The organism is Flavobacterium sp. ALJ2 (genome assembly GCF_015594725.1).
Classification (GTDB): Bacteria; Bacteroidota; Bacteroidia; order Flavobacteriales; family Flavobacteriaceae; genus Flavobacterium.
Map to the genome: position 1 here is coordinate 12,511 of NZ_JADNRC010000003.1, position 20,488 is coordinate 32,998.

Below are 20,488 nucleotides of genomic sequence, written 5' to 3' on the forward strand. Positions count from 1 at the left end.
AAAATAAATTGAATTAAACTTTTCATACTTTAATTTATTAAAAATAAAAATTAACGATAAATTTTATTAATTTGCGGTAAAATTCAATCTAAACGCCATGGTTACAATTACGAGACTTTTTGATTTTCCTTATTATCAAAAAGAAAAATACAATAAAAAAGATGCTTTAGTAACCAAACGTAATGGTGTTTGGGAGAAAACCTCAACTGAAGAATATATTGCAAAAGCCAATGCTGTTTCCCGCGCGTTATTACGAATGGGCGTTCAAAAAGATGATAAAATTGCCTTAATCACTTCCACAAACAGAACAGAATGGCATATTATGGATATTGGTATTTTACAAACTGGAGCGCAAACTGTTCCTGTTTACCCTACTATATCTGAAGAAGATTACGAGTATGTTTTAAACCATAGTGGCAGTAGTTACTGTTTTGTTTCAGACAAAGAAGTATTAGATAAAGTATTGGCCATTAAACAAAATGTACCTACTCTAAAAGATGTTTTTACTTTTGATGAAATCGCTGATGCCAAAAATTGGACTATTTTATTGACCGAAGGTGCAGATGAAAGCAATCAAAATGAAGTTGAAGCTAGAAAAGATAGTATCGTTACTGACGATTTAGCTACAATTATATATACATCAGGAACAACCGGACGTCCTAAAGGAGTTATGCTTTCGCATAAAAATATCGTTTCGAATGTTCTGGACAGTGCACCAAGAATTCCGTTTGACCCAGGAAATAGTGTAGCACTAAGCTTCCTTCCTATTTGTCATATTTTCGAAAGAATGATATTGTACATATATCAATATTATGGTATTTCGGTATATTTTGGAGAATCAATCGATAAATTAAGTGATAACTTAAAAGAAGTTAGACCAAATGTAATAACTGCTGTTCCTAGACTTCTTGAAAAAGTATATGATAAAATTTATGCAAAAGGTGCTGAATTAACTGGAATCAAAAAGAAATTATTTTTCTGGGCTATTAATTTAGGTTTAAGATATGAACCATACGGTGCAAATGGTTTCTGGTATGAATTTCAATTAAAAATAGCACGTAAATTAATTTTCAGTAAATGGAAAGAAGGTTTGGGTGGTAATATCGATTTAATGGTTTCTGGAAGTGCCGCTTTACAAACAAGATTAACTCGTGTTTTTGCAGCAGCAGGAATACCTGTTATGGAAGGTTACGGTTTATCTGAAACTTCTCCTGTAATATCTGTAAACGACACTAGAAACAGAGGTTTTAAAATTGGAACTGTTGGAAAACCAATTCGTAATGTAGAGGTGAAAATTGCCGAAGACGGAGAAATCCTTTGTAAAGGACCTAATGTAATGATAGGGTATTATAAAGATCAAGAAAAAACTGAAGAAGCGTTACAAAATGGATATTTCCATACAGGAGATATTGGAGAAATCGACAGCGAAGGTTTCCTTAAAATTACTGATCGTAAAAAAGAAATGTTCAAAACTTCTGGAGGTAAATATATTGCTCCTCAAATGATTGAGAACATGATGAAACAATCTCGTTTTATCGAACAAATAATGGTTATTGGTGAAGGCGAGAAAATGCCAGCTGCTTTTATCCAACCTAACTTTGAGTTTGTAAAAGAATGGGCTAAAATCCATAAAATAACATTAGGAAATTCTAATAACGATATCATTACAAACGTTCAAGTAATTAAACGTATTGATGAGGAAGTTGAAACTGTAAATGAAAAATTTGGTCATTGGGAAAAAATCAAACGTTTTGAGCTTACTCCAGATGTTTGGTCTATTGATGGTGGACAATTAACTCCAACTTTAAAACTGAAACGTAAAATAATCAAAGAAATTTACGCACCACTTTACAAGAAAATCTACGGCGAATAAATACAATTGCTCATTATAACATAATAGATTTAAAAGTTCATTCTTTAGTTAACACATAAGAAACTGCAAATCTGACATTAAATACAAATTCCACCTATTAGTTTATATTAATTCGTGGAATTTTTTGCAATAAAACGTTTTCATATTAGTAATAAATAATTATAAAAATAAAAATCATGAGAATAAAAATCATTATTTGTTTCTTAAGCTTTATACTATTCGCTAGTTGCAAAGAAGAAACTAAAACAGATACGATTAAAGCAAATTATTTAGATTTTTCAAAACGTGATGATCAACTTACCGGCGGCATAAAAATGATTCCGATTACTACTCCCAAAGGTAAATTTAAAGTATGGACAAAAACTGTTGGTAACAATCCTACCATAAAAGTTTTATTACTACATGGCGGCCCTGGACTTACTCATGAATTATACGAATGCTTTGATGGTTATTTCCCTAACGAAAGTATCGAATACATCTATTATGATCAATTGGGGTCTTACTATAGTGACCAGCCTACTGATAGTAGTTTATGGACGAATGAGCGCTTTGTTGAAGAAGTTGAGCAAGTACGTATTGCATTAGGACTGGACAATTCTAACTTTTATATTTTAGGTCAATCTTGGGGTGGAATCCTTGCTATGGAATATGCTCTGAAATATCAAAAAAATTTAAAAGGTCTTATCATATCCAATATGATGGCAAGTGTTCCAGAATATAATAAATATGCTAAAGATGTTCTAGCTCCGCAAATGGATCCAAAAATCTTAAAAGAGTTACAAGATATTGAAGCAAAGAATGATTTTGAAAACCCAAAATATAGTGAACTCCTTTTTAAAAATTATTATGCACAACATATCTTAAGAATGCCTCTTGAAAAATGGCCAGAATCTATAAACAGATGTTTCAAACACATTAACCCGAGCGTATATGTTTATATGCAAGGACCAAGCGAATTTGGAATAACGGGGAATGCTACTTTAAAAAACTGGGATATAAAATCAAGATTAAAAACGATTACAGTTCCTACCTTGTCTGTTGGTTCTAAATACGATACTATGGATCCTGAACATATGAAATGGATTGCTAACGAAGTACAAAACGGACGCTTTTTATTCTGTCCCAACGGGAGTCATCTTTCTCAATATGATGACCCAAAACATTACTTTCCGGGCGTAATCCAATTCCTAAAAGATGTAGATAACGGAACTTTTAAAAAAGGATGAATTTTTTAATTTTATTACTACTCAATTAAAATGTTTTTAGTATGTTTGTTTTAGTTTAAGAAATACCTTGCTTTTCTTGTATAAAGAAAATGATGATGTTTCGTCATCGATGTAAGATTATTTAACATTCAGCACTACTTCTATCTTATGGATGAGAAAGGGTACTATACGTACAGTTTCGGTTCCACCTCCTCGAGATTAACTGTACGTATAGTACCCTTTCTCGGGAGTTGATAGACATAGTCCTTAGAAAATACGAAGGTTTTAAACTTTAAGCCCTATTGCTTCAATAGGGCTTTTTAATGTAAAATAGCGATTGTAATATGTCTGAACAGCTTAGTAAACAACAAATTTATGATAGAATAAAAGCTACCTCAAAGGATAGCTACATATTAGAAGAAATGCAACGTTTAGGATTTTGGCAATCAGGATCTGAACCTACTCTATCTGAAATCCTTATTAATCAGGAAGCAAAGATTGAAAAGGAATTAAATGATCTTTTAGCCCAAGACAAAAAGTTTAGCAATAAAGAAGCAATGGTTCTTGAAATGCGTAAAGCACGTATGAAAGTTGCTAAAGAAAAAAGAGCTGAAACTAAATTAAACCAAGAGAAGAAAAGACTAAATAAAGCTGAAAATTGGAAATTATTGCAACAGCAACAAATTCTATATTTAGGTGAAACTGTATCCAGAGGTTTAAATGTTAAAGAAACCAATCCTACAATTTTAGCAAAATATAATCTGCCTGTTTATGAAGATGCATTAGCGTTAGCCAAAAGCTTGCAAATAGATTTAAAAGCACTACAGTATCTAGCTTATAACAGAAAAGTTTCTAAAATTAACCATTATCACACCTTTGAACTTGAAAAAAAATCAGGTGGTAAGCGTAAGATATCTGCTCCAAAACCAAAGCTAAAAGAAGTTCAAACCTGGATTTTAGAAAACATACTCCATAAAATACCTTATACAATGGAGGCGCATGGCTTTATAAAAGAACGTTCTATTGTAACCAATGCAGAACCACACATCAATAAAGACATTGTTGTTAATATCGATTTAAAAGATTTTTTCCCAACAGTAACTTATAAACGAGTAAAAGGATTATTTCATAAAATAGGCTACTCTGAAGAACTTGCTACAATTTTAGGCTTATTATGCACTTACTCCGAGATTAACGAAACCACACTAGATGGAGTTACCTATTATGTTCAATCTGGCGAACGCAAATTACCTCAAGGTTCACCTGCAAGTCCTGCAATAAGCAATATGATTGTTTACAAAATGGACAAAAAAATTAATGGATTAGCCAAAAAATTAAATTTCAACTATACCCGTTATGCAGATGATATGACTTTTTCGACTACTGAAGAAAACAGTCAGAATATTTCCCGATTATTATATTATACTAAAAAAATTATTGAATCAGAAGGTTTTATAATTCATCCCGACAAAGTACACGTAATGAGAAAAGGGATGCAACAAAAGGTTACTGGGGTTGTTGTAAATAAGAAATTAAATATCGATAGGATTCAATTACGAAAATTTCGTGCCTTACTACATAATATTGAAAAAAATGGATGGAAAGACCAACAATGGGGAAAAGCTATCCATCTTATTAATGCCATAGATGGTTACATTAATTATGTATATATGGTAAATCCTGAAAAAGGAACTGCATTTAAACAAAATTTGAAAACCATTATAAAGAAACATGGTCAACCCAATATAGCAAAAACAAGTATTCCTGAAAAAGCAACTCCAATAGCTATTCCTGTTCTTGATGAAGTGGAAGAAATAGTAACAGATCAAAAGCCAGAAAACTGGTGGAATATTTTTTAATTAATACCCTTTTTGAATTATGAAATTAATTAAACAGATTAAACTTTTCTATAAAGAAGGGAATTCAGATAAAGTATACGAAATAGACTTGTGTAGTATTGATGATGCTAATTATGTAGTCAATTTTAGATATGGAAGAAGAGGAAACGTTTTAAAAGATGGAACCAAAACACCTGAATACGTTTCGGCCGATAAAGCACAAATCATTTTTGACAAGCTTGAAAATGAGAAAAAAGTTAAAGGATACGCTTCTGAAATAGAAACATTAATAGATCTTCCTTCATTAGAAAGCGTAGAACCCAATTCTATAAACGGTATTATTCTTCAACGTTTAGAAGATGCTGTAATGGGAAAACAAACTTTTAAAACAGCATGGAAAACCAGTCGTGTAATTTGGAAAGCAGGCTTGCTAGATACTAAAGAAGCAATTCCTTATATCATTAAATTAGCATCAAAAGGAGATGATTTACAAACCTATTCTGCAATTTGGGCTTTAATAAAGCTTAAATCTGTTGCTGCAGAAGAAGTTTTTAAATCGTATGCTTTACAAAATAAACAAAAAGAATATATAAGAAATCTGGCTCATGAGGGATTATTAGGAATCTTAAAAGATGAGGAATTACAAAAACATATCTCAACAATTCTGGAGACGATACCTCAAGAAGCAAGATATCATATTGATAAAAAAGATTTTGATTCGCTAGTAATTTATCTAAAGGATGAACTAGAGAATAATTCTATCGATTATCTAATAGCTTTATACTTAGTTGCTAAGTTTAACAGCAAATTGCACGAAATTGTAGTTTTCTTACTAGAAGCAGTTCCATTCAGGCCTCCTTATTTTAAGCATATTAGGGCTATTTATAAACTGGCTCATATAAGAAACGATGCTGATGCTATTGGTGTTCTTGCATATCGATTTGAGAATGAAAACCCTATGTTTACAAGAACCGTTTCGTTAGAAAGTGAATATGATAATTCTCAATTTATTACTGCTATAAATGAAAGGGTAAACATTGGGAAAGAACTTCGAGGAAAAGACAGTAAAATTGCATTCTCTAATTTTACCAAATTCTATTTTCAGAAAAATAGTCTTCGCTTTTTAAAAGAAATGGATTCTGAAATGGATTCAAAAAAATACCTCAAATTTGCTGTATCAATTTTATTAAAATACTCAGAGGATGATTATAGCAAAGCCGAAAGATTGCCTATAAATACCTATGGTCAATACAATTACAATGATCAGAAATACTATTACACTGTAGTAGATTACCCAGAGTGTTCTAACTTAGCATTGTTATCTACAATCTTATTTGGGAATGACGAAAAACGAATTTTAACTTCAAAAATGAAATTCATTTTAAATCAGGAAGTTTTCTCAAGCAAAAACTATTATTACGATTCAAATCAAGTAACCAAAGTAAGTAGTAAAGTAACTACTGAAAATAAAAATACTGCTGCAGACCAGAGTTCGAGCTCAGTATTAGATGTTGCTAAAAAAGCATTTTCAACTTTTTTTGGAAAGAAAGAAGTAGAGAAAAAAACCGAAGAGCCAATAGTTCAGGAAGAACAAAAAACAATCGCGGATAATTCCAAGAAACGTTTAGAATTATTTCCAGAACATTGGGATGCATTTCCAGAAGCCTATATTCAGCTTATAATGGAAGGGCAAATGAATATCATTCATGAATTTGCTTATCATAATTTAAAAGCTAGAAACGATTATAATACTTTAATCAATCGTTTTGATGAAACAACTATTTTAAATTTATTAAATAGTGATTTTACTATACCCAACAATTTAGGATTTGAAACAATTATCCTGAAAAATGATGTCCTTACTACTCAGGTTGGTTTTATTGCAGATGTGTTAAACTCTAAAACTGAGTCTGCAAGAAATTGGTCAAAAAAACATATTTCATCAAACACAGCATTATTTCTTAATGATATTGAATGTGTTGTGAAACTAATTTTTAACGAGGTAACTGATTTAAAAACATGGATAACAAGTACTTTAGAAAACTTTACATTTACTGAAGATAAAGCCAAAGTAATTACCGGAAAAGTAATCGTTGAACTACTTACATTCGAAGAATCTATAGAAAACAATAATCTGGCAACACTAGCCATTGATAGGCTTAAAAGAATAGCAACTCCACAACTTGAACAATTAAGTTGGGATATTATAGCTCGTTTAATCTCTTCGGATTTAAAAACAAATAATTTACTTGCCAGCAGTATTTTAATTCTAAAATCTAAAAAAGTAGAATCAAAAGAAATTCCATTTTCATTAATTACTCTCTTTTTAGAAGATGAAAGTGCTGAAATTAGAAAAAATGGTATTCAGTTATTAAACAACTATCAGGAAGATTATTTATTGACAAATAGTGATTCTCTGTTAAACTTATTTCACAATGAATACCCAGATGTTATCGAATCTGTTCTAGAGCGTATTACACAATTAGGCAAATCACATTCTGATATCATCGACATTGTACTTCGCAATACGGTTTATGCGATGATTCGAAAAGAAAAATTTGAAGGCGCGCATTTGATCTTCAAAAAATTCATTCTTGAAGAAACAACTAATCATTGGAATACAGCACTTGAGCCTCGAGATGTTATAAAATTGATTCACGCTAATTATAGAGAAAGTCAATTAATGGGTTATGAAATATTGAAAAAATATACTCGCAAAGACGATTTTACAATTCGCCAGATTATCTCTTTAGGAAACCATGAAATTCTTGCCATTCGACAATGGTGCTGGAATTATTTTATGGACAAAAAAGAACGCATTCGAGCAGAAAGAAATAATGCTTTGGCAATATTAGACACGACTTGGGACGATACGAGAACATTTGCATTTCATTTTTTTAAAACCGAATTTGATGAAACAGATTGGGATCTAGAATGTCTGATCAGTATAGTAGATTCTGTATTACCTGCGGTTGAACAATTTGGAAAAGAAATCATTACCCGATATTTTAATCCTGATGATGGCGTAACTTATTTAACCAAATTAAGCCAGCATCCTAGTGTAAACATTCAGTTTTTTGTGACTAATTATCTTAACACATATGCTACAGATAATCTGCCTAAGTTGAGAGAGCTTGAGTTTTATTTCCGCTCTGTATTAACGCGAGTACATAAAGCCAGAATTGCCAAACAGCGCATTTTTGAATTCTTACATCAGGAAGGGAAAAAAAGCGAAGAAGCTGCAATTTTTGTAACAGAAATTATTGACGAAGTTTCTGCTAGCGTAGCAATACAAGATAAAGCAAATTGTATCTCTATACTGACCGATTTAAAAACGCTTTATCCACAATTGCACACCCATTTAATCCTTAAAAACTAAGTTATGTTATTTGATTATAAATATAGCGGAAGCACCATTGTAAATAACACCTCTAATAGCACTGGCATGAGTTTTTCGCCAGATACTTTGCGAGAACCTACTTTTTTTGTTGGAAAACTAAACAAAAAAATAGCTTTTAGAGAAGCTATTTCTGCGTTGCATGACGTAGTAATTTCTGATTTACGTTTTTTTCCAAAGGATAAAGAAGAATATAAATTATGGGCTGCAGAACAAGAAAAAATATGGCTTAGCGAATATATGGCCGATTTTCAGATTGAAAATGTTAGAGCACGTATTCAGGAATTGAAAGAAGAATTGAGTATTGTTCAAAAAGAGAAAAGAACAGTAATGGGACCTTTTAACAAAGCTAAAACTGCCTATTTTGATTATTTATATAAAAATGATAAAGATGCTTGGTATGTTTTAGACCCAGTAATTACAGTACATCCTGATGAAGTCTTTTTTGAATGTTTCAGTAAAGACGAATCATCTTATGGGAAATTAAGCTGCAATTATAATATATTCACAGAGATAAGCGACTTTAAATGTGGTACAACAAATATTGATTATTCAGAAGGATTATATAATGAATTCCAAAAGATAAGAAATTATAAAGAAACCGAATTTAAGATTGACCCTTCTGGTTTTGAAGCTAAAACAACAAATGAACAAGTCTATAAAGAGGTAAAAATAGATTTGCCAGATTCTTGGGTTAGAGGATTTTTGCAAGTAAGTTCTGCAATGACTTTACCTGCAACTGTACTCGATTTGCATCCTATGGACATATTTAGCTTATGCCAATATTTACGACGCTTTAAAGAAAAGAAAGGACCTAGAGCTTTACGATTTATACTAGAACCAGACAAACCTATTAAAGTAATATTTGAGCCTTTGCATGACGAAATTACATTTCATCGCTCTATTTATCAAGGAAACGAATCTAAAACAATCCGTATTTGGGGAAGACGTCGATTACTAATTTTAGAAAGACTAATTCCTATAGCACGTAATTTTAAAGTAGTTTTATTGGGTTCAGGTTTACCATCCTTTTTTATTGCCGACCTTGGCGATATGTCTTATACTTTAGGCTTATCTGGTTGGACTAAAAATGATTGGAGTACCGCAGGAAATTTTGATTTAATGGCACCAAGAAGCAATGTTGATTTATTTACACAGGAAAAAGTCTTCAATGCATTAAAAGAAAATTGGCTTGATACGTCTGATAATTTAGCAAAAAAACTAAATCTTGATTCTTCTGTAGTTTCGGCATCATTAGCCGCATATACTCAAGCTGGACGAGTAATTTATGACTTAAATTTAGGACTATATCGTGTAAGGGAATTAACTCAAGAACCTCTAAACATGAAGTCATTACGTTTTGCGAGTCCACAAGAAGAGATTGCTAATAATTACATAACCGAAAATAGAGTAAAAATAACTTCGACTACAAATGCTGATCAATTGCAAATTAAAGGAAAAGTAAGTGATAAAAACTTTACCTACAATACTCTTGCAGTATTAGACAAAGATAACCGCCTTGTTGAAGGTTATTGTGAATGTTCTTTTTACAAATCAAATCAATTACGAAAAGGACCTTGCGAACATATTCTAGCAATCCGAATGACTTTGCAAACAAAAAAAGCATTATAATATCAAAACCACGAATGTACTATTCGTGGTTTTTTGTTTTTAGAGACATAAAATTATCTAGTCTTTTTCTTTGCTTTAAGTTTATACTTCATTACATCTTTTAGCATCAATTTATTGTTTTTATTAAAATGTACTAATTCTGAAGCAACATCAGGGTTTTTATCAATCCTATTTGCAACAATTTCATAAGCTATATTTCTAGTTAAACCCTCAAGTTTCTGATCCTTACTAAATTCATGTTTTAATAAATGAAGAAATACCGCAGCATTTTCAGGAGACACATCTTTATTATAAACATTCGTTATGGCGAGTGATAATTCTTCTGTACTATTGATGTTTGTAAAATAATTATTTAGGCATTTTCCGGCATCTTTATTCGTCTTCCAGCCCTCTAAAAGGATTTCCTGAGCTTCTGTTACATCACCAATCTTATTTTTATAAACCAGAGAAGCTTTTACATATTGAAAATTCGCTTTGTAGTTTTCTATTACTTCATTAAAATATTTATCAGCTTCTTTTTTGTGCTTGAGCATCATGTACAAATCACCTACTTTTTCATCTTCATTGAGTTCTTTATAAAGTGCTATTGCTTCTTTGTAAGCATGTCCTTTCTCATAACATTCCGCTGCCTTTTTTGTATTTTTTAAATACTTTAAATAAATCGCTGCAGCTTCAGTATACAACTCCCCTTTTTCGAGAACTTCGGCTGCTTTATGATGATTTTTGAGTAATTTCAGATAGATGTGAGCTGCTTTTTGATATTCTCCTTTCTCAATAAATTCCTCAGCCAGTTTTTCATATTTACTTTGCAAAGTACTGAATCTTTCGGAATCAACCAGAAAAGATCCTCCGGAAGCTGAGCCGCTTCCACTCGATTCTCCTCGTGATAAAAATGATATAATTAAAATAACTAAAATTAAAACAACTACAAATACAAAAAAACTATGAGCTGTAAAATTTGAGTTTCCAGAGCTACAACTGCGAATACCAGACACAAAGAACAAAACAAAAATCAATCTAAAAATTAAAGTTAAACCGCCACTTTGTCCACCAAACAAATCACCAATTTTACTAAAAAAAGATCTAAATACATTTTTTGAGCCAAAAGAAAACTTCCCGTAATTATCTCCTCTTGAGGTTCCTAATGTATCCAGCGGAATTGCATATTGTAAAGCCAATTTTGGATTTTTATCCAGAAAAGCCATAAACTTATCCATTTCTTTTTGGTTTCCTTTCATTACTTTTTGCATATCAAAAGGCATTTTCCCAATTATTTCTTCTTCTGAAAGTGGATTTTCAATGGTCTCTAAAATCTTTTCCTGATCTATCTCAATACGCATCGAAGTTATGAATTGCGGAATCGAAACCGTTTTTGACGGTTCTGTTATTTCGATTTCTTTTTGCATTGGCAACCGAAGCAAATTTGTCCAGTTTACTTCTTCTTTTAATTCAACCAAACCAATTTCAGGATGCAAAAAATGATATTCTTCTGAAAACAAATTATGCCATTCACCTTCTGTTAACTCAGGTGTGATTAATGTATTTTCAGGAATAAATAACTTGCATGCTGCCAATTGATAAAAATTGTTTTTACCGATATCCGTAATTCTATTTTTTCCCTGATTAAAAACTACTAAACAGCCAAATAATTCATTTGCACGTATTTCCGGAATAGGAAAAACGGCAATAGAATCAAGCGATAATCCAATATTTTGAATTTCCTGAAGCCATACTTCCGCAGAGGCACTTTTTATAAAAACACCTCCTTTAGGAAATATATTTTTTGAATTTATCTTTAGTTTAAGCTCCATGATGTACGATATTCAAAATAAATGGTTTAAAATATTTTTCAATAAATATGTCGTCAGCCACGCTTTCTTTTGTATAGCCCGGAATAAAGTAATTATTTCCTGCGTATTCTCCTTCTGTTGCCATAATAGTTCGCATGTTAATTACAAACGGAATATAAAACTTATCAATTCGTGTATCACTGCTTTCAAAAACCAAAATCCCATCCTGATTGGTGATTTTACTACCATCTCCAGACTGAAAATATTGGATTTCTATATAACAAACTGCTCCATTATTTTCGATTTCTTTTTTTAATTTTTCTGCTGCATCTCTTGTTACGCTATTCAAAACAACACCAAATTGCCCATCGATAATTTCATTAGCTTCTTTTAATGTTTTATCAGTATTCGTTTTTATTATTTGTACAACAGCCAAAGGGGATGTTCCTTTGTTTTTTAAAATAAGATTAACTTTTTCTTCAAATTTTATAGATAATTTTTCTAACTGTCTATATGAAAATCTATGTTCCTTTCTGAGCTCTAAATTCTCAATTCCATACCCATTAATCATCAAGAAATTATCATAAATCACAACACTTTCTACTTTTTTAATTACACTGTATTTAACTCTACTGTTTTTATAATTATTAATGAAAGAAGAATTTTCTTCAAGATTATTACTAAAAGCTTTTCTTATGCTTTCGTTTCTTATTTGGGTACAATGAAAATCACCATCAATCTGCCAAAAATCCGGTAAAAGATGCATAACACCTCCAGCAAAATAAAAATTATTATTATATTCAAATACTTTGAGAGGTGCATCATTAATCTTTTGATTAAAATCTTTATAGCTTTTTAATTCTTTGGTGCTAAGATTTATAGTACTAGCATAGTGTACTAAATCATAATAATGGTACCAAAGTATTTTCTCTCCCTTGTTATTTATTTTCATCGCAAAATTGCCATTCCTAAACGGAAGGTTAGAAGCTATTTTCACAAATCCCTTACCAAATCTATCATTAGAGAACATAAATAAATTACCATTTATGTACATATAAAACTCATTGTTATGAGTAAATATATTTTGATAACATCGCTCAACAGGATAAAGCAACGGCATACTTTCATCTCTTATTTCTTTAACTCTTTGTTTTTTATTTGTATTGTCTTTTTGCCATAACTCCTCCAGCGGCATAATAATATGTTGCAACAGTTTCTTGCCTTTATTCTGATTTTTAAAAACATTAATATCCTGTAATCCTATTGCAAAAACGTATTTTATATCATTAAAATATGTACTCATTGCATTTTGCATCGGAGCTAATTTTAGGCTTTCTTCTGAAGAAAAAAGAAAAACTTCCTGATTCTTGCTATTGATTTTATTTGCTGCAAAAAATGAATCTAATCCTGTTGAACAATCTAATTTACTGCTAAGTTCATTTAACGATTTGATGACTTCGTTGACGTTTTCAACTGCAATTTCTTTGTAATCTTCGCCAACAACATAAACCTGACATTCGATATCGGTTTTAGGATGTCTGGCAATTGCAATAGCCGAAGCAAAAGCTAAAATTTTAGGATTTCCCCAGTTTTTTAATGTAGTATCTATTAACAAAATACGTCTGATTTTATCTGCTTCAGGCGGTACTTCTCGCTGAATATACAAGGCTTCGTTATTGGCAATTCTGGACATAAAAACATCATCATCATACGCAAATTCAGAAATTACGAGTTTATCAAAATCTCCTTTATTGGTTAAATCAGAAATTCCTCCAAGTGGTTGCTCACTCGGATGATTATGATGTAACGGAATATTTAATCCTGACCAAAGTCGTTTGATAAGGTTTCCTACATGAAATGTTTTATCTTCCTCAATAAGCTGATCTACAAAATCAGTTATAGTATCAGACAGATTTTTTTCTTCTAAAATTTCCTCATCCAACGTATCGTTTAAATCGTCATGAGGAACGATTTCCATTGCATTTAATATCGATTGAAGCGTTGGAAACTTAGTTTTCAGCAAAGCCAATGTTCTGAAATCTTTTCTAAAATTAGCCTCGTTGAATGGCGTTTTTTCAGCTGTTTTTAATAAATGTCCTCTGTAATCTTTATATTCATCAAGAAGATTTTTTGCTTTTTCTGATGAAACTCTATTATGACATTCATGAAAAATAGTCTGAAATAACTTCATTCTTTTTTCGCCAACTTTATATTCATTTGGTAAACTAGACAGTATTTTTAAAAAATCTATACTGGCACCCATTCTAAAGGATTGAGACTGCGGAAAAGCAGTTACTATATTCTTACTTTTTACCAAATCATGAATCATTTCGATTGCTTGTTCATTCTCTGTATTTGTAGCTACAATGGCTAACAATAAAGTTCCAAATGGCGGAATACTATCATCTGAAAGGTATTCTAAAATTTCAAAAACAAATTTCTCGTAACCAATAGTTTGTCCATTAGGGATTGTTATAGTCTCAAAGACACTATCTTCAGATAATATTTTATTCTCCCATTCCCAGAAATAGTCTTCGTATGATTGAAAGTAGTTTAGAAATTCCATTTTTTAATTTATGAAAAAGTTAAGCGAAATGAACTTATTGAAAGTTGTTTTATATGTGTTTTTGGAATAATTGAATAACTATTATCGGTATTCCAGAGTATTATATTTTCTTCTGACGGATTTAATTTTTCCTGAAGTGTTTTGGTCAAAGCAAACCATTCAAAATTATATCCTGTTGGAATTAAAAAGTTATTATCAACCCAATATGTACTGCCTTGTATTGGCAATAAAGGATTCCCAATAATTAAGGCGCTTTTATCTATAACTACCCATTGCAAAGGTTCTAATCTATATTTTGGAGCCGACTCTATATACAACTTCAACTCATCGTAATCTACTAGCAAAGCAAAAGCCTCTTTTATATCTTCAGAAGGTTTTAAAACTATTTTAAGCTTTTGGTCTATTCCAAAAAAGTTATGATTAAACTTAGGCAAAGAAACAGGCAATGCGCGCAAAATTGGAGTCCACAATAATCCTGAAGGCAATTTTCTTGAAGGCAAAAGCTTTCCTTTTTCAAACAACAAATTGTCCTTTAATTCATATATCGTTTTGTATGGAATTTGCTGAATTTCGGCTGCATCAATTTGCTCCAAAGAAAAATCTTTAATCCAGATTGTATCAGTTTCAAAAGCCACTTTTAGATTATCCCAATGCCTGATTGATCCCAAAAAATGGTTGTGTTCTTTTTTAATTTCTAAAAAATACATATTAAATAGTTTGAAGTATTTTTTGCCACAACGATTCTATATGATCCTGAATATATTTTTTCTTTTCTGCATCTTTAATCCAATCGCAACGGGTTTGAATATATCGTAATTTATCTTTTATTACATTTTGCTCTTCAAAAGAAAGATTTTCATCTTGCCATTTTTCAGTTAGGTAATTCACTTCTTTCATCACACTTTCGGCATCAGGAGTTTTGTTATACAAAGCTTGCGGATGAGCCGAATCAGAAGTATCTTTTTCGATAATCTGATTAATTATTCCTTCTAGAATTTCAATCTGTTCTTCATTATCCCAAATGTATTTTAAAACCCATAAATCAGATAAAACTGCCTCACTCCTACCACACATTAAAGCACTTGCAGCAATAAGATTCTGAAGTTTTACTGCACGTCTGTCTGATACTTTTATACCTGTATTTCTAAGGCTATGAATAATATCTACGTATTCATTTCGAATTGGAGTTAAATCCACCTTGCGACAAAGTTGTTGCAGTTCTCTAATTTCGTCAGCCGAAATTGTTGGTGCTTCTTTAGCTGCATCACTTTCTAATTTCCATCCTGCCAATAATACTTCGTGTAATAAATCTGGTTCAACGTAATCACATTTTATTCGAATTAAAAAACGGTCTAACAACGCATTTAGTGATTCATCCTCTGGCAAAACATTACTTGCTCCCACAAACATAAGTGCAGGAAGTTTTTTAGTTTCTTTACCACGACGAAATATCTTTTCGTTCAAAGCCATTAATAAACTGTTCAGAATTGCCGAGTTTGCATTAAAAATCTCATCGAGAAATACCATCGAAGCCTCTGGCATCATACCTTCTGTATTTGTTATTAATTCCCCTTCTTTAAGTTTACGAATATCAAAAGGTCCAAAAATTTCATTAGGTTCAGTAAAACGAGTCAAAAGATATTCGAAGTTTTTCCCGCCTTCAATTCCATTAGATAATGCTCTGATAATTGCACTTTTTGCCGTTCCCGGAGGACCTAATAAAAAGGCATTTTCTCTTGCCAATAGTCCGATTCCTAACAAATCTATAATTTCATTCTTTCCAACAAAAGTGTCTTTAATGTGCTTTAAAACAATATTTAATTTATCGGTAGTTTTCATTTACTTACTTCTATTTTTATTTTATTCGTATAATTTTATAATTGTGCCCAAAAGATTTTTCTATAATCCCCAAATCCTATTTCTAATTGTTTTTTTATAAAATCGGATTCGGTAAATTTTATTGCTTTTCTCTGTACAATTCGGTCTATATAAAGTTGTTGCAAACAATTATTTGTAGCAAGAATCTCAAAATCTATTTTTTCTATATCAACCTCAAATCCAACGGCCGAATAATGAAACTGAAATAAATATTTTTCAAGAATAGGAATAATCAAATCATCAGGATCTATTCTTTTCAGTTCCATAATAATCTGAGGTAAAAAACGCAAACAAATATCTGCTGAAAGTATTGCCGAAGCATCTATTTTTCCCTTATAATCAGGCAAAAGCATCACCAAATCATTACTATTGTGCTCTCTATATAATAATAGTTGTGCAGCTAGATATACCGTTTTGGATGCCCACAAAGCAGCAAGAGAATTAAACTCTGGAGCAATGCCTGGATAATCTAAAATTTCCCTCTCATATTCGGTTTCCAGAAATAAAACAGCATCTGTCTCTTCTTCTTTAGAAACGGTAATTACTTTATCATACAAGATAACCTGTTCAATTGTTCTGAGATGATAAATAGTATCTAAAAAAGGTGTTTTTGTGGTATCCATGCTATTGAGTTAGTTTCTTACTTTTAAAACTAATTATGAAGTAAAATCTTAAGTCCGTAAATATATAATTAAATCCTCTCACTTATAAAAACAAAAGTAAAAACCACGAATAGTACATTCGTGGTTTTCTGTTTTTTAATCTATTAATAATTGAGTAACTGCAGCCGAATTAATTGCCCAATTTGCATCGTAAACCTCATCGGCATCTGTTGTTTCTACAATTTCCAAACCTTGCGCTTCGGCTTTAAGAACTAACAAACTTCCTATATTTAATTTACTGTTCAGTTTAGACAATAATGCTTTTACACCTTTATAATCTAATCCTTGAACTACTTGACCTCCAAAAGTCATCTCTAACCAAATAATTTCTCTTTTAGCTACATCCAAAACTCCAAAAACTAAACCTTTAGTAACATTTTGTGTCACTCTTACCTGATGATCTACACAAGATGGATCATAAGCAACTCCTGTTCTTTCGGATATTTTCATTGGGTGTTTACTATTCATCCAACCTACGATTAAATTCGGAGTAATACTTCCGTTACTATACGCATTACAAGTAAAAGTTACAAACTTGGCATTGGCTTTAGCCAATTCATCAATGTTGATGTTGATATATTCAGCCGTACCAATTTTATTCGGAATACTTCTTATATCTCCACTATGCTTACATCCTGTGGTTTCTAATCTGCTAAAAGAACAAATATCGGTACTATCTTTATAAGCAATATGGCAACTTAAATCCATATCCAGATGTTGTGCTGGTAAATCTTTACCCCATTGCATAAACAATCGTACTTCGTTACCTTCTATTGGGAAACGTGTTCCCATTAAAGCAACTGGTAAATCCTGAATGTTTTCGCTTCTATCTCCTATCGCAACAGGGATATTAAACAATTGTGGATCTATATAAATTGTCTTATTATCATTTGCAACAGCAGCAAATCTCTTCTTCATTGCCAAGATACACATATCCTCGATTTGCTTTTTCATTGCATCCAATTGTTCATCGGTATACAATGACAACAATCGATTTGGTTCAATTCTTTTAGTAGTTCCACCTAATGGTTTCACACTTCTTTGAATTGTTTTATCAAAATAATTTTGAGCGTACATATTCAAAGTAAAAACCAAACGTGCTGGGACTTTATCAATAATTTCATTAAAATGTACAATCGTTTCATCGGCTCCAAACCAAAGCATATTCGAAAATAACGAACGAGCAAATAATCCTGGTCGTTGTTTTAGCAAAGCAAAAGTTTTATCTGCATCTAATTTCAATCGAAAGTGATTCAGGTTTCCTTGCCAAACTTCATAAGTCTGGTTATAGAAAGCATCTAATAAAACAGCTAATTTTTCAAAGCCTTTTCTTTTGCTATATTCTGGCAAACGCAATGCTCGTATAAAACGAACCCACATTCCTCTTTTTGGGTGCATGATTTCGCAAGCAGCATCAGCACTCATTTCAAGATTATTCAACCAATTGGCAACCATCAAACATTCTTTTCTGGAATATTTAAGTTTCAGGTTTTCTTTAGCAGCCAACTTTGATTGTGCGCTATTATCCAAAAAACTAACCAAATGCTGATTGTTTTTTTCAACTCTTTGAATGATTGTTTTTGGATCAATAATTTGCAATAAATTAGTTTTCTTATACCATAAATATCTCAAAATATCTGTTGGAGTTTTAAAGTATTGCGCTGCTTTTTCGGCTTGATCTTGTTCGATTAATTCATCGATAACAAGCATCAAGGTCTCTTTCATTGCAATGGCAACATCTGGCAATGGCAAATAAGTAATCAAACCTTTTAAACTTTCTATTTGAGTTGCATCCAAAGCAGTTTTGGATATTAACATAGATGAAAATAAATCATTCAACTCTTTTTCTGACCATAACTCAAGAACTTTCAATTTACTTCCTTGTCCGTAGTTTTCAATTTTTCCAAATTCAAATGGAGTTCCGCAAAAAGGGCAACCATTATATCTTTCTAAAGGAAAAGTATCATTAGGAATTATATGTCCGCACTGCAAAGTGATTCCGTTACTAGATTTAAAAAGATTAGCAAACAAAGTCGCAGTATGATCTGAAACAGATTCTCCAGTAGGAACATTCCATTCTTTAACCAATGGAGTCCAGTTTTTATTGGTTCCCAAAACGTCTTTTAAAACATCTAAAACTTCAATTTTATAATTCGGATTTACATCATTTAAAGCATGTAATAACGATTCCGAAAAAGTGAATCCGAGTTTTGAAACATTAGCTGCTAAAACCAATGTTGTTCCTGATATTTTTTTAACATCATTCGCAATTAATTCTGTTGGAATGAAAATTGCGCTCTGACGCAAACTTATTTTTAATAATTCTTTTGTTTTCATTTTTTAAATTTTAAAAATTTAGATAATTGTGTTTCTAGTTCTACCTAAAAGATTTTTGAAGTAAGAAACACTTGACCTTAAATTCGAGGATAATCGATTAACTATACAAAGTGACAGTTTGGTGGGTTTCCCCAGAAGTAAGTTAATCTTGACCCTCATTTTTTAATAATTAGATAATTGTGTTTCTGGTTCTACCTAAAAGATTTTTGAAGTAAGAAACACTTGACCTTAATTTTGTGGAGCAGATGGGATTCGAACCCACGACACGGGCGTTAACAATGCGAGAAGTAAGTTAAGATTGACCTTTTAAGGATAATTTCAAAACTACCTGCTCTACCGCTGAGCTACTGCCCCATATTTTATAAATGTATTAATCGATAATTATTAAAGTATATCTTGAATGGTTATTGAAGTAACTTTAACTTGACCTGATTAATTCATTTGTTTTATTTAAAAGAACGTATTTTTATTTCTTAAGCAAATATTCAAATTATAGTGCGCAATTATTCTGCGTAGTGGAATGTTTTTTATAAAATAGTTTTCATTTTGTATAAAAAAAGCCATTCAAGCATATAAAACACTGGTTCTAAGTCATTACATTCAACATTTAATCATTCTTACCTTTGCATTATAATCCAAAACTAATTAAAAGTCTACTATTTTTTTGTAAAACCACGAATAGTAAATTCGTGGTTTTCTTATTTAATGCATGACATAGCATTCTTTTAATTATGCAAACACCAATGCAAAATTTTAGCGATATTCTTTGCATCATCAATACCTCGGTGATGTGTTCCTTCTAACGGAATATTCAATAAATGCAAAGCACCATTCATTCCCGTTGGCTTTTGTAAACCGAATTTCTCTGCAAAATGAACTTTCACATTAATGTGCTCCTCTCCCATTGGATATGGAACACCAAACAACCTACATTGTTTTTTAAGCATATTAAGGTCGTACTGACCGTAACTTGCCCAAGTATATAAATCGGGTTGATACTCATCTGTCAATTTTTCAATCGCTTCTTCAAAACTTACTCCATTTTTATCCAGTAAATCCTGAGTGATGGTCGTTAATTCTGTACAAAACGGACTCACACTGGAGCGTTGGGGTTTTATCAAAATTCCTTGATTTTTAGTAATCATTCCTGTTTGGGAATCCAAGACTGCTAATCCGATTTCAATAATTTCGTTTTGTTGTCCTTTCGGGACATCGCCTTGCCAACACGTGGCTTCTAAATCTATGATAATAATTTTATCTGTAGTTTTCATTTTTTAATATTTTAAATTTCTCTTTCATTTAAAAGAGTC

The 20,488-nt window shown here is 31.5% G+C and carries 12 protein-coding genes and 1 tRNA gene; 5 read left to right on the forward strand and 8 right to left on the reverse strand.

The features are described from left to right. Positions 1–97 precede the first annotated feature (97 nt). The 5 genes from IUY40_RS04345 to IUY40_RS04365 all read left to right on the forward strand — a co-directional run bounded on the left by IUY40_RS04345 (position 98) and on the right by IUY40_RS04365 (position 9,945). Positions 98–1,873 (forward strand): AMP-dependent synthetase/ligase, encoded by a 1,776-nt coding sequence (locus IUY40_RS04345; protein ID WP_195735650.1) that lies wholly within the window; start codon positions 98–100, stop codon positions 1,871–1,873. 176 nt (positions 1,874–2,049) lie between these two features. Next, the gene (locus IUY40_RS04350) at positions 2,050–3,099 is read left to right on the forward strand and encodes a proline iminopeptidase-family hydrolase (RefSeq protein WP_195735651.1); all 1,050 of its coding nucleotides are present in this window, start codon (positions 2,050–2,052) and stop codon (positions 3,097–3,099) included. Positions 3,100–3,422: 323 nt separating this feature from the next. Next, entirely contained in the window at positions 3,423–4,937 is a 1,515-nt protein-coding gene (locus IUY40_RS04355) for a reverse transcriptase family protein (protein ID WP_195735652.1), read from the forward strand. A gap of 19 nt (positions 4,938–4,956) precedes the next feature. Further along, a complete protein-coding gene (locus IUY40_RS04360; protein ID WP_195735653.1) occupies positions 4,957–8,295 on the forward strand; it encodes a WGR domain-containing protein in 3,339 nt (1,112 codons plus the stop codon). Positions 8,296–8,298: 3 nt separating this feature from the next. Continuing rightward, positions 8,299–9,945 (forward strand): SWIM zinc finger family protein, encoded by a 1,647-nt coding sequence (locus IUY40_RS04365; RefSeq protein WP_195735654.1) that lies wholly within the window; start codon positions 8,299–8,301, stop codon positions 9,943–9,945. 53 nt (positions 9,946–9,998) lie between these two features. On the opposite strand, the gene IUY40_RS04370 is transcribed toward IUY40_RS04365, so the two are convergent. The 8 genes from IUY40_RS04370 to IUY40_RS04405 form a co-directional block, all read right to left on the reverse strand. Further along, positions 9,999–11,756: a hypothetical protein gene (locus IUY40_RS04370; protein WP_195735655.1), complete on the reverse strand. Its 1,758-nt coding sequence runs from the start codon at positions 11,754–11,756 to the stop codon at positions 9,999–10,001. Then, complete coding sequence (locus IUY40_RS04375) at positions 11,746–14,301, reverse strand: ribosomal protein L7/L12 (protein ID WP_195735656.1); 2,556 nt, start codon at positions 14,299–14,301, stop codon at positions 11,746–11,748. Before IUY40_RS04375 ends, IUY40_RS04370 begins: the two co-directional genes overlap by 11 nt. Before the next feature lie 8 nt (positions 14,302–14,309). Then, positions 14,310–15,008 carry a hypothetical protein gene (locus IUY40_RS04380; protein ID WP_195735657.1) on the reverse strand — a complete coding sequence of 233 codons (699 nt, stop codon included), beginning with the start codon at positions 15,006–15,008 and terminating at the stop codon, positions 14,310–14,312. Between the two features lies 1 nt (position 15,009). Beyond that, on the reverse strand, positions 15,010–16,140 hold the full coding sequence (locus IUY40_RS04385) for an AAA family ATPase (protein ID WP_195735658.1): 1,131 nt from the start codon (positions 16,138–16,140) through the stop codon (positions 15,010–15,012). Positions 16,141–16,175: 35 nt separating this feature from the next. Beyond that, the gene (locus tag IUY40_RS04390) at positions 16,176–16,802 is read right to left on the reverse strand and encodes a hypothetical protein (protein WP_195735659.1); all 627 of its coding nucleotides are present in this window, start codon (positions 16,800–16,802) and stop codon (positions 16,176–16,178) included. A gap of 135 nt (positions 16,803–16,937) precedes the next feature. Continuing rightward, positions 16,938–19,178, reverse strand: a complete 2,241-nt coding sequence (locus IUY40_RS04395; protein ID WP_195735660.1) for a hypothetical protein — start codon at positions 19,176–19,178, stop codon at positions 16,938–16,940. A 237-nt stretch (positions 19,179–19,415) separates the two neighbouring features. After that, positions 19,416–19,532 (reverse strand) — tRNA-OTHER (locus tag IUY40_RS04400). 371 nt (positions 19,533–19,903) lie between these two features. Next, complete coding sequence (locus IUY40_RS04405; RefSeq protein WP_195735661.1) at positions 19,904–20,449, reverse strand: 3'-5' exonuclease; 546 nt, start codon at positions 20,447–20,449, stop codon at positions 19,904–19,906. Positions 20,450–20,488: the final 39 nt, after the last annotated feature.

Excerpts from the sequence above, each read along its gene's own strand:
- IUY40_RS04375 (WP_195735656.1), bottom strand. The coding sequence starts at position 14,301 with ATGGAATTTCTAAACTACTTTCAATCATACGAAGACTATTTCTGGGAA.
- IUY40_RS04360 (WP_195735653.1), top strand. The coding sequence starts at position 4,957 with ATGAAATTAATTAAACAGATTAAACTTTTCTATAAAGAAGGGAATTCA.
- IUY40_RS04395 (WP_195735660.1), bottom strand. The coding sequence starts at position 19,178 with ATGAAAACAAAAGAATTATTAAAAATAAGTTTGCGTCAGAGCGCAATT.
- IUY40_RS04370 (WP_195735655.1), bottom strand. The coding sequence starts at position 11,756 with ATGGAGCTTAAACTAAAGATAAATTCAAAAAATATATTTCCTAAAGGA.
- IUY40_RS04350 (WP_195735651.1), top strand. The coding sequence starts at position 2,050 with ATGAGAATAAAAATCATTATTTGTTTCTTAAGCTTTATACTATTCGCT.
- IUY40_RS04405 (WP_195735661.1), bottom strand. The coding sequence starts at position 20,449 with ATGAAAACTACAGATAAAATTATTATCATAGATTTAGAAGCCACGTGT.
- IUY40_RS04390 (WP_195735659.1), bottom strand. The coding sequence starts at position 16,802 with ATGGATACCACAAAAACACCTTTTTTAGATACTATTTATCATCTCAGA.
- IUY40_RS04385 (WP_195735658.1), bottom strand. The coding sequence starts at position 16,140 with ATGAAAACTACCGATAAATTAAATATTGTTTTAAAGCACATTAAAGAC.
- IUY40_RS04380 (WP_195735657.1), bottom strand. The coding sequence starts at position 15,008 with ATGTATTTTTTAGAAATTAAAAAAGAACACAACCATTTTTTGGGATCA.
- IUY40_RS04345 (WP_195735650.1), top strand. The coding sequence starts at position 98 with ATGGTTACAATTACGAGACTTTTTGATTTTCCTTATTATCAAAAAGAA.
- IUY40_RS04365 (WP_195735654.1), top strand. The coding sequence starts at position 8,299 with ATGTTATTTGATTATAAATATAGCGGAAGCACCATTGTAAATAACACC.
- IUY40_RS04355 (WP_195735652.1), top strand. The coding sequence starts at position 3,423 with ATGTCTGAACAGCTTAGTAAACAACAAATTTATGATAGAATAAAAGCT.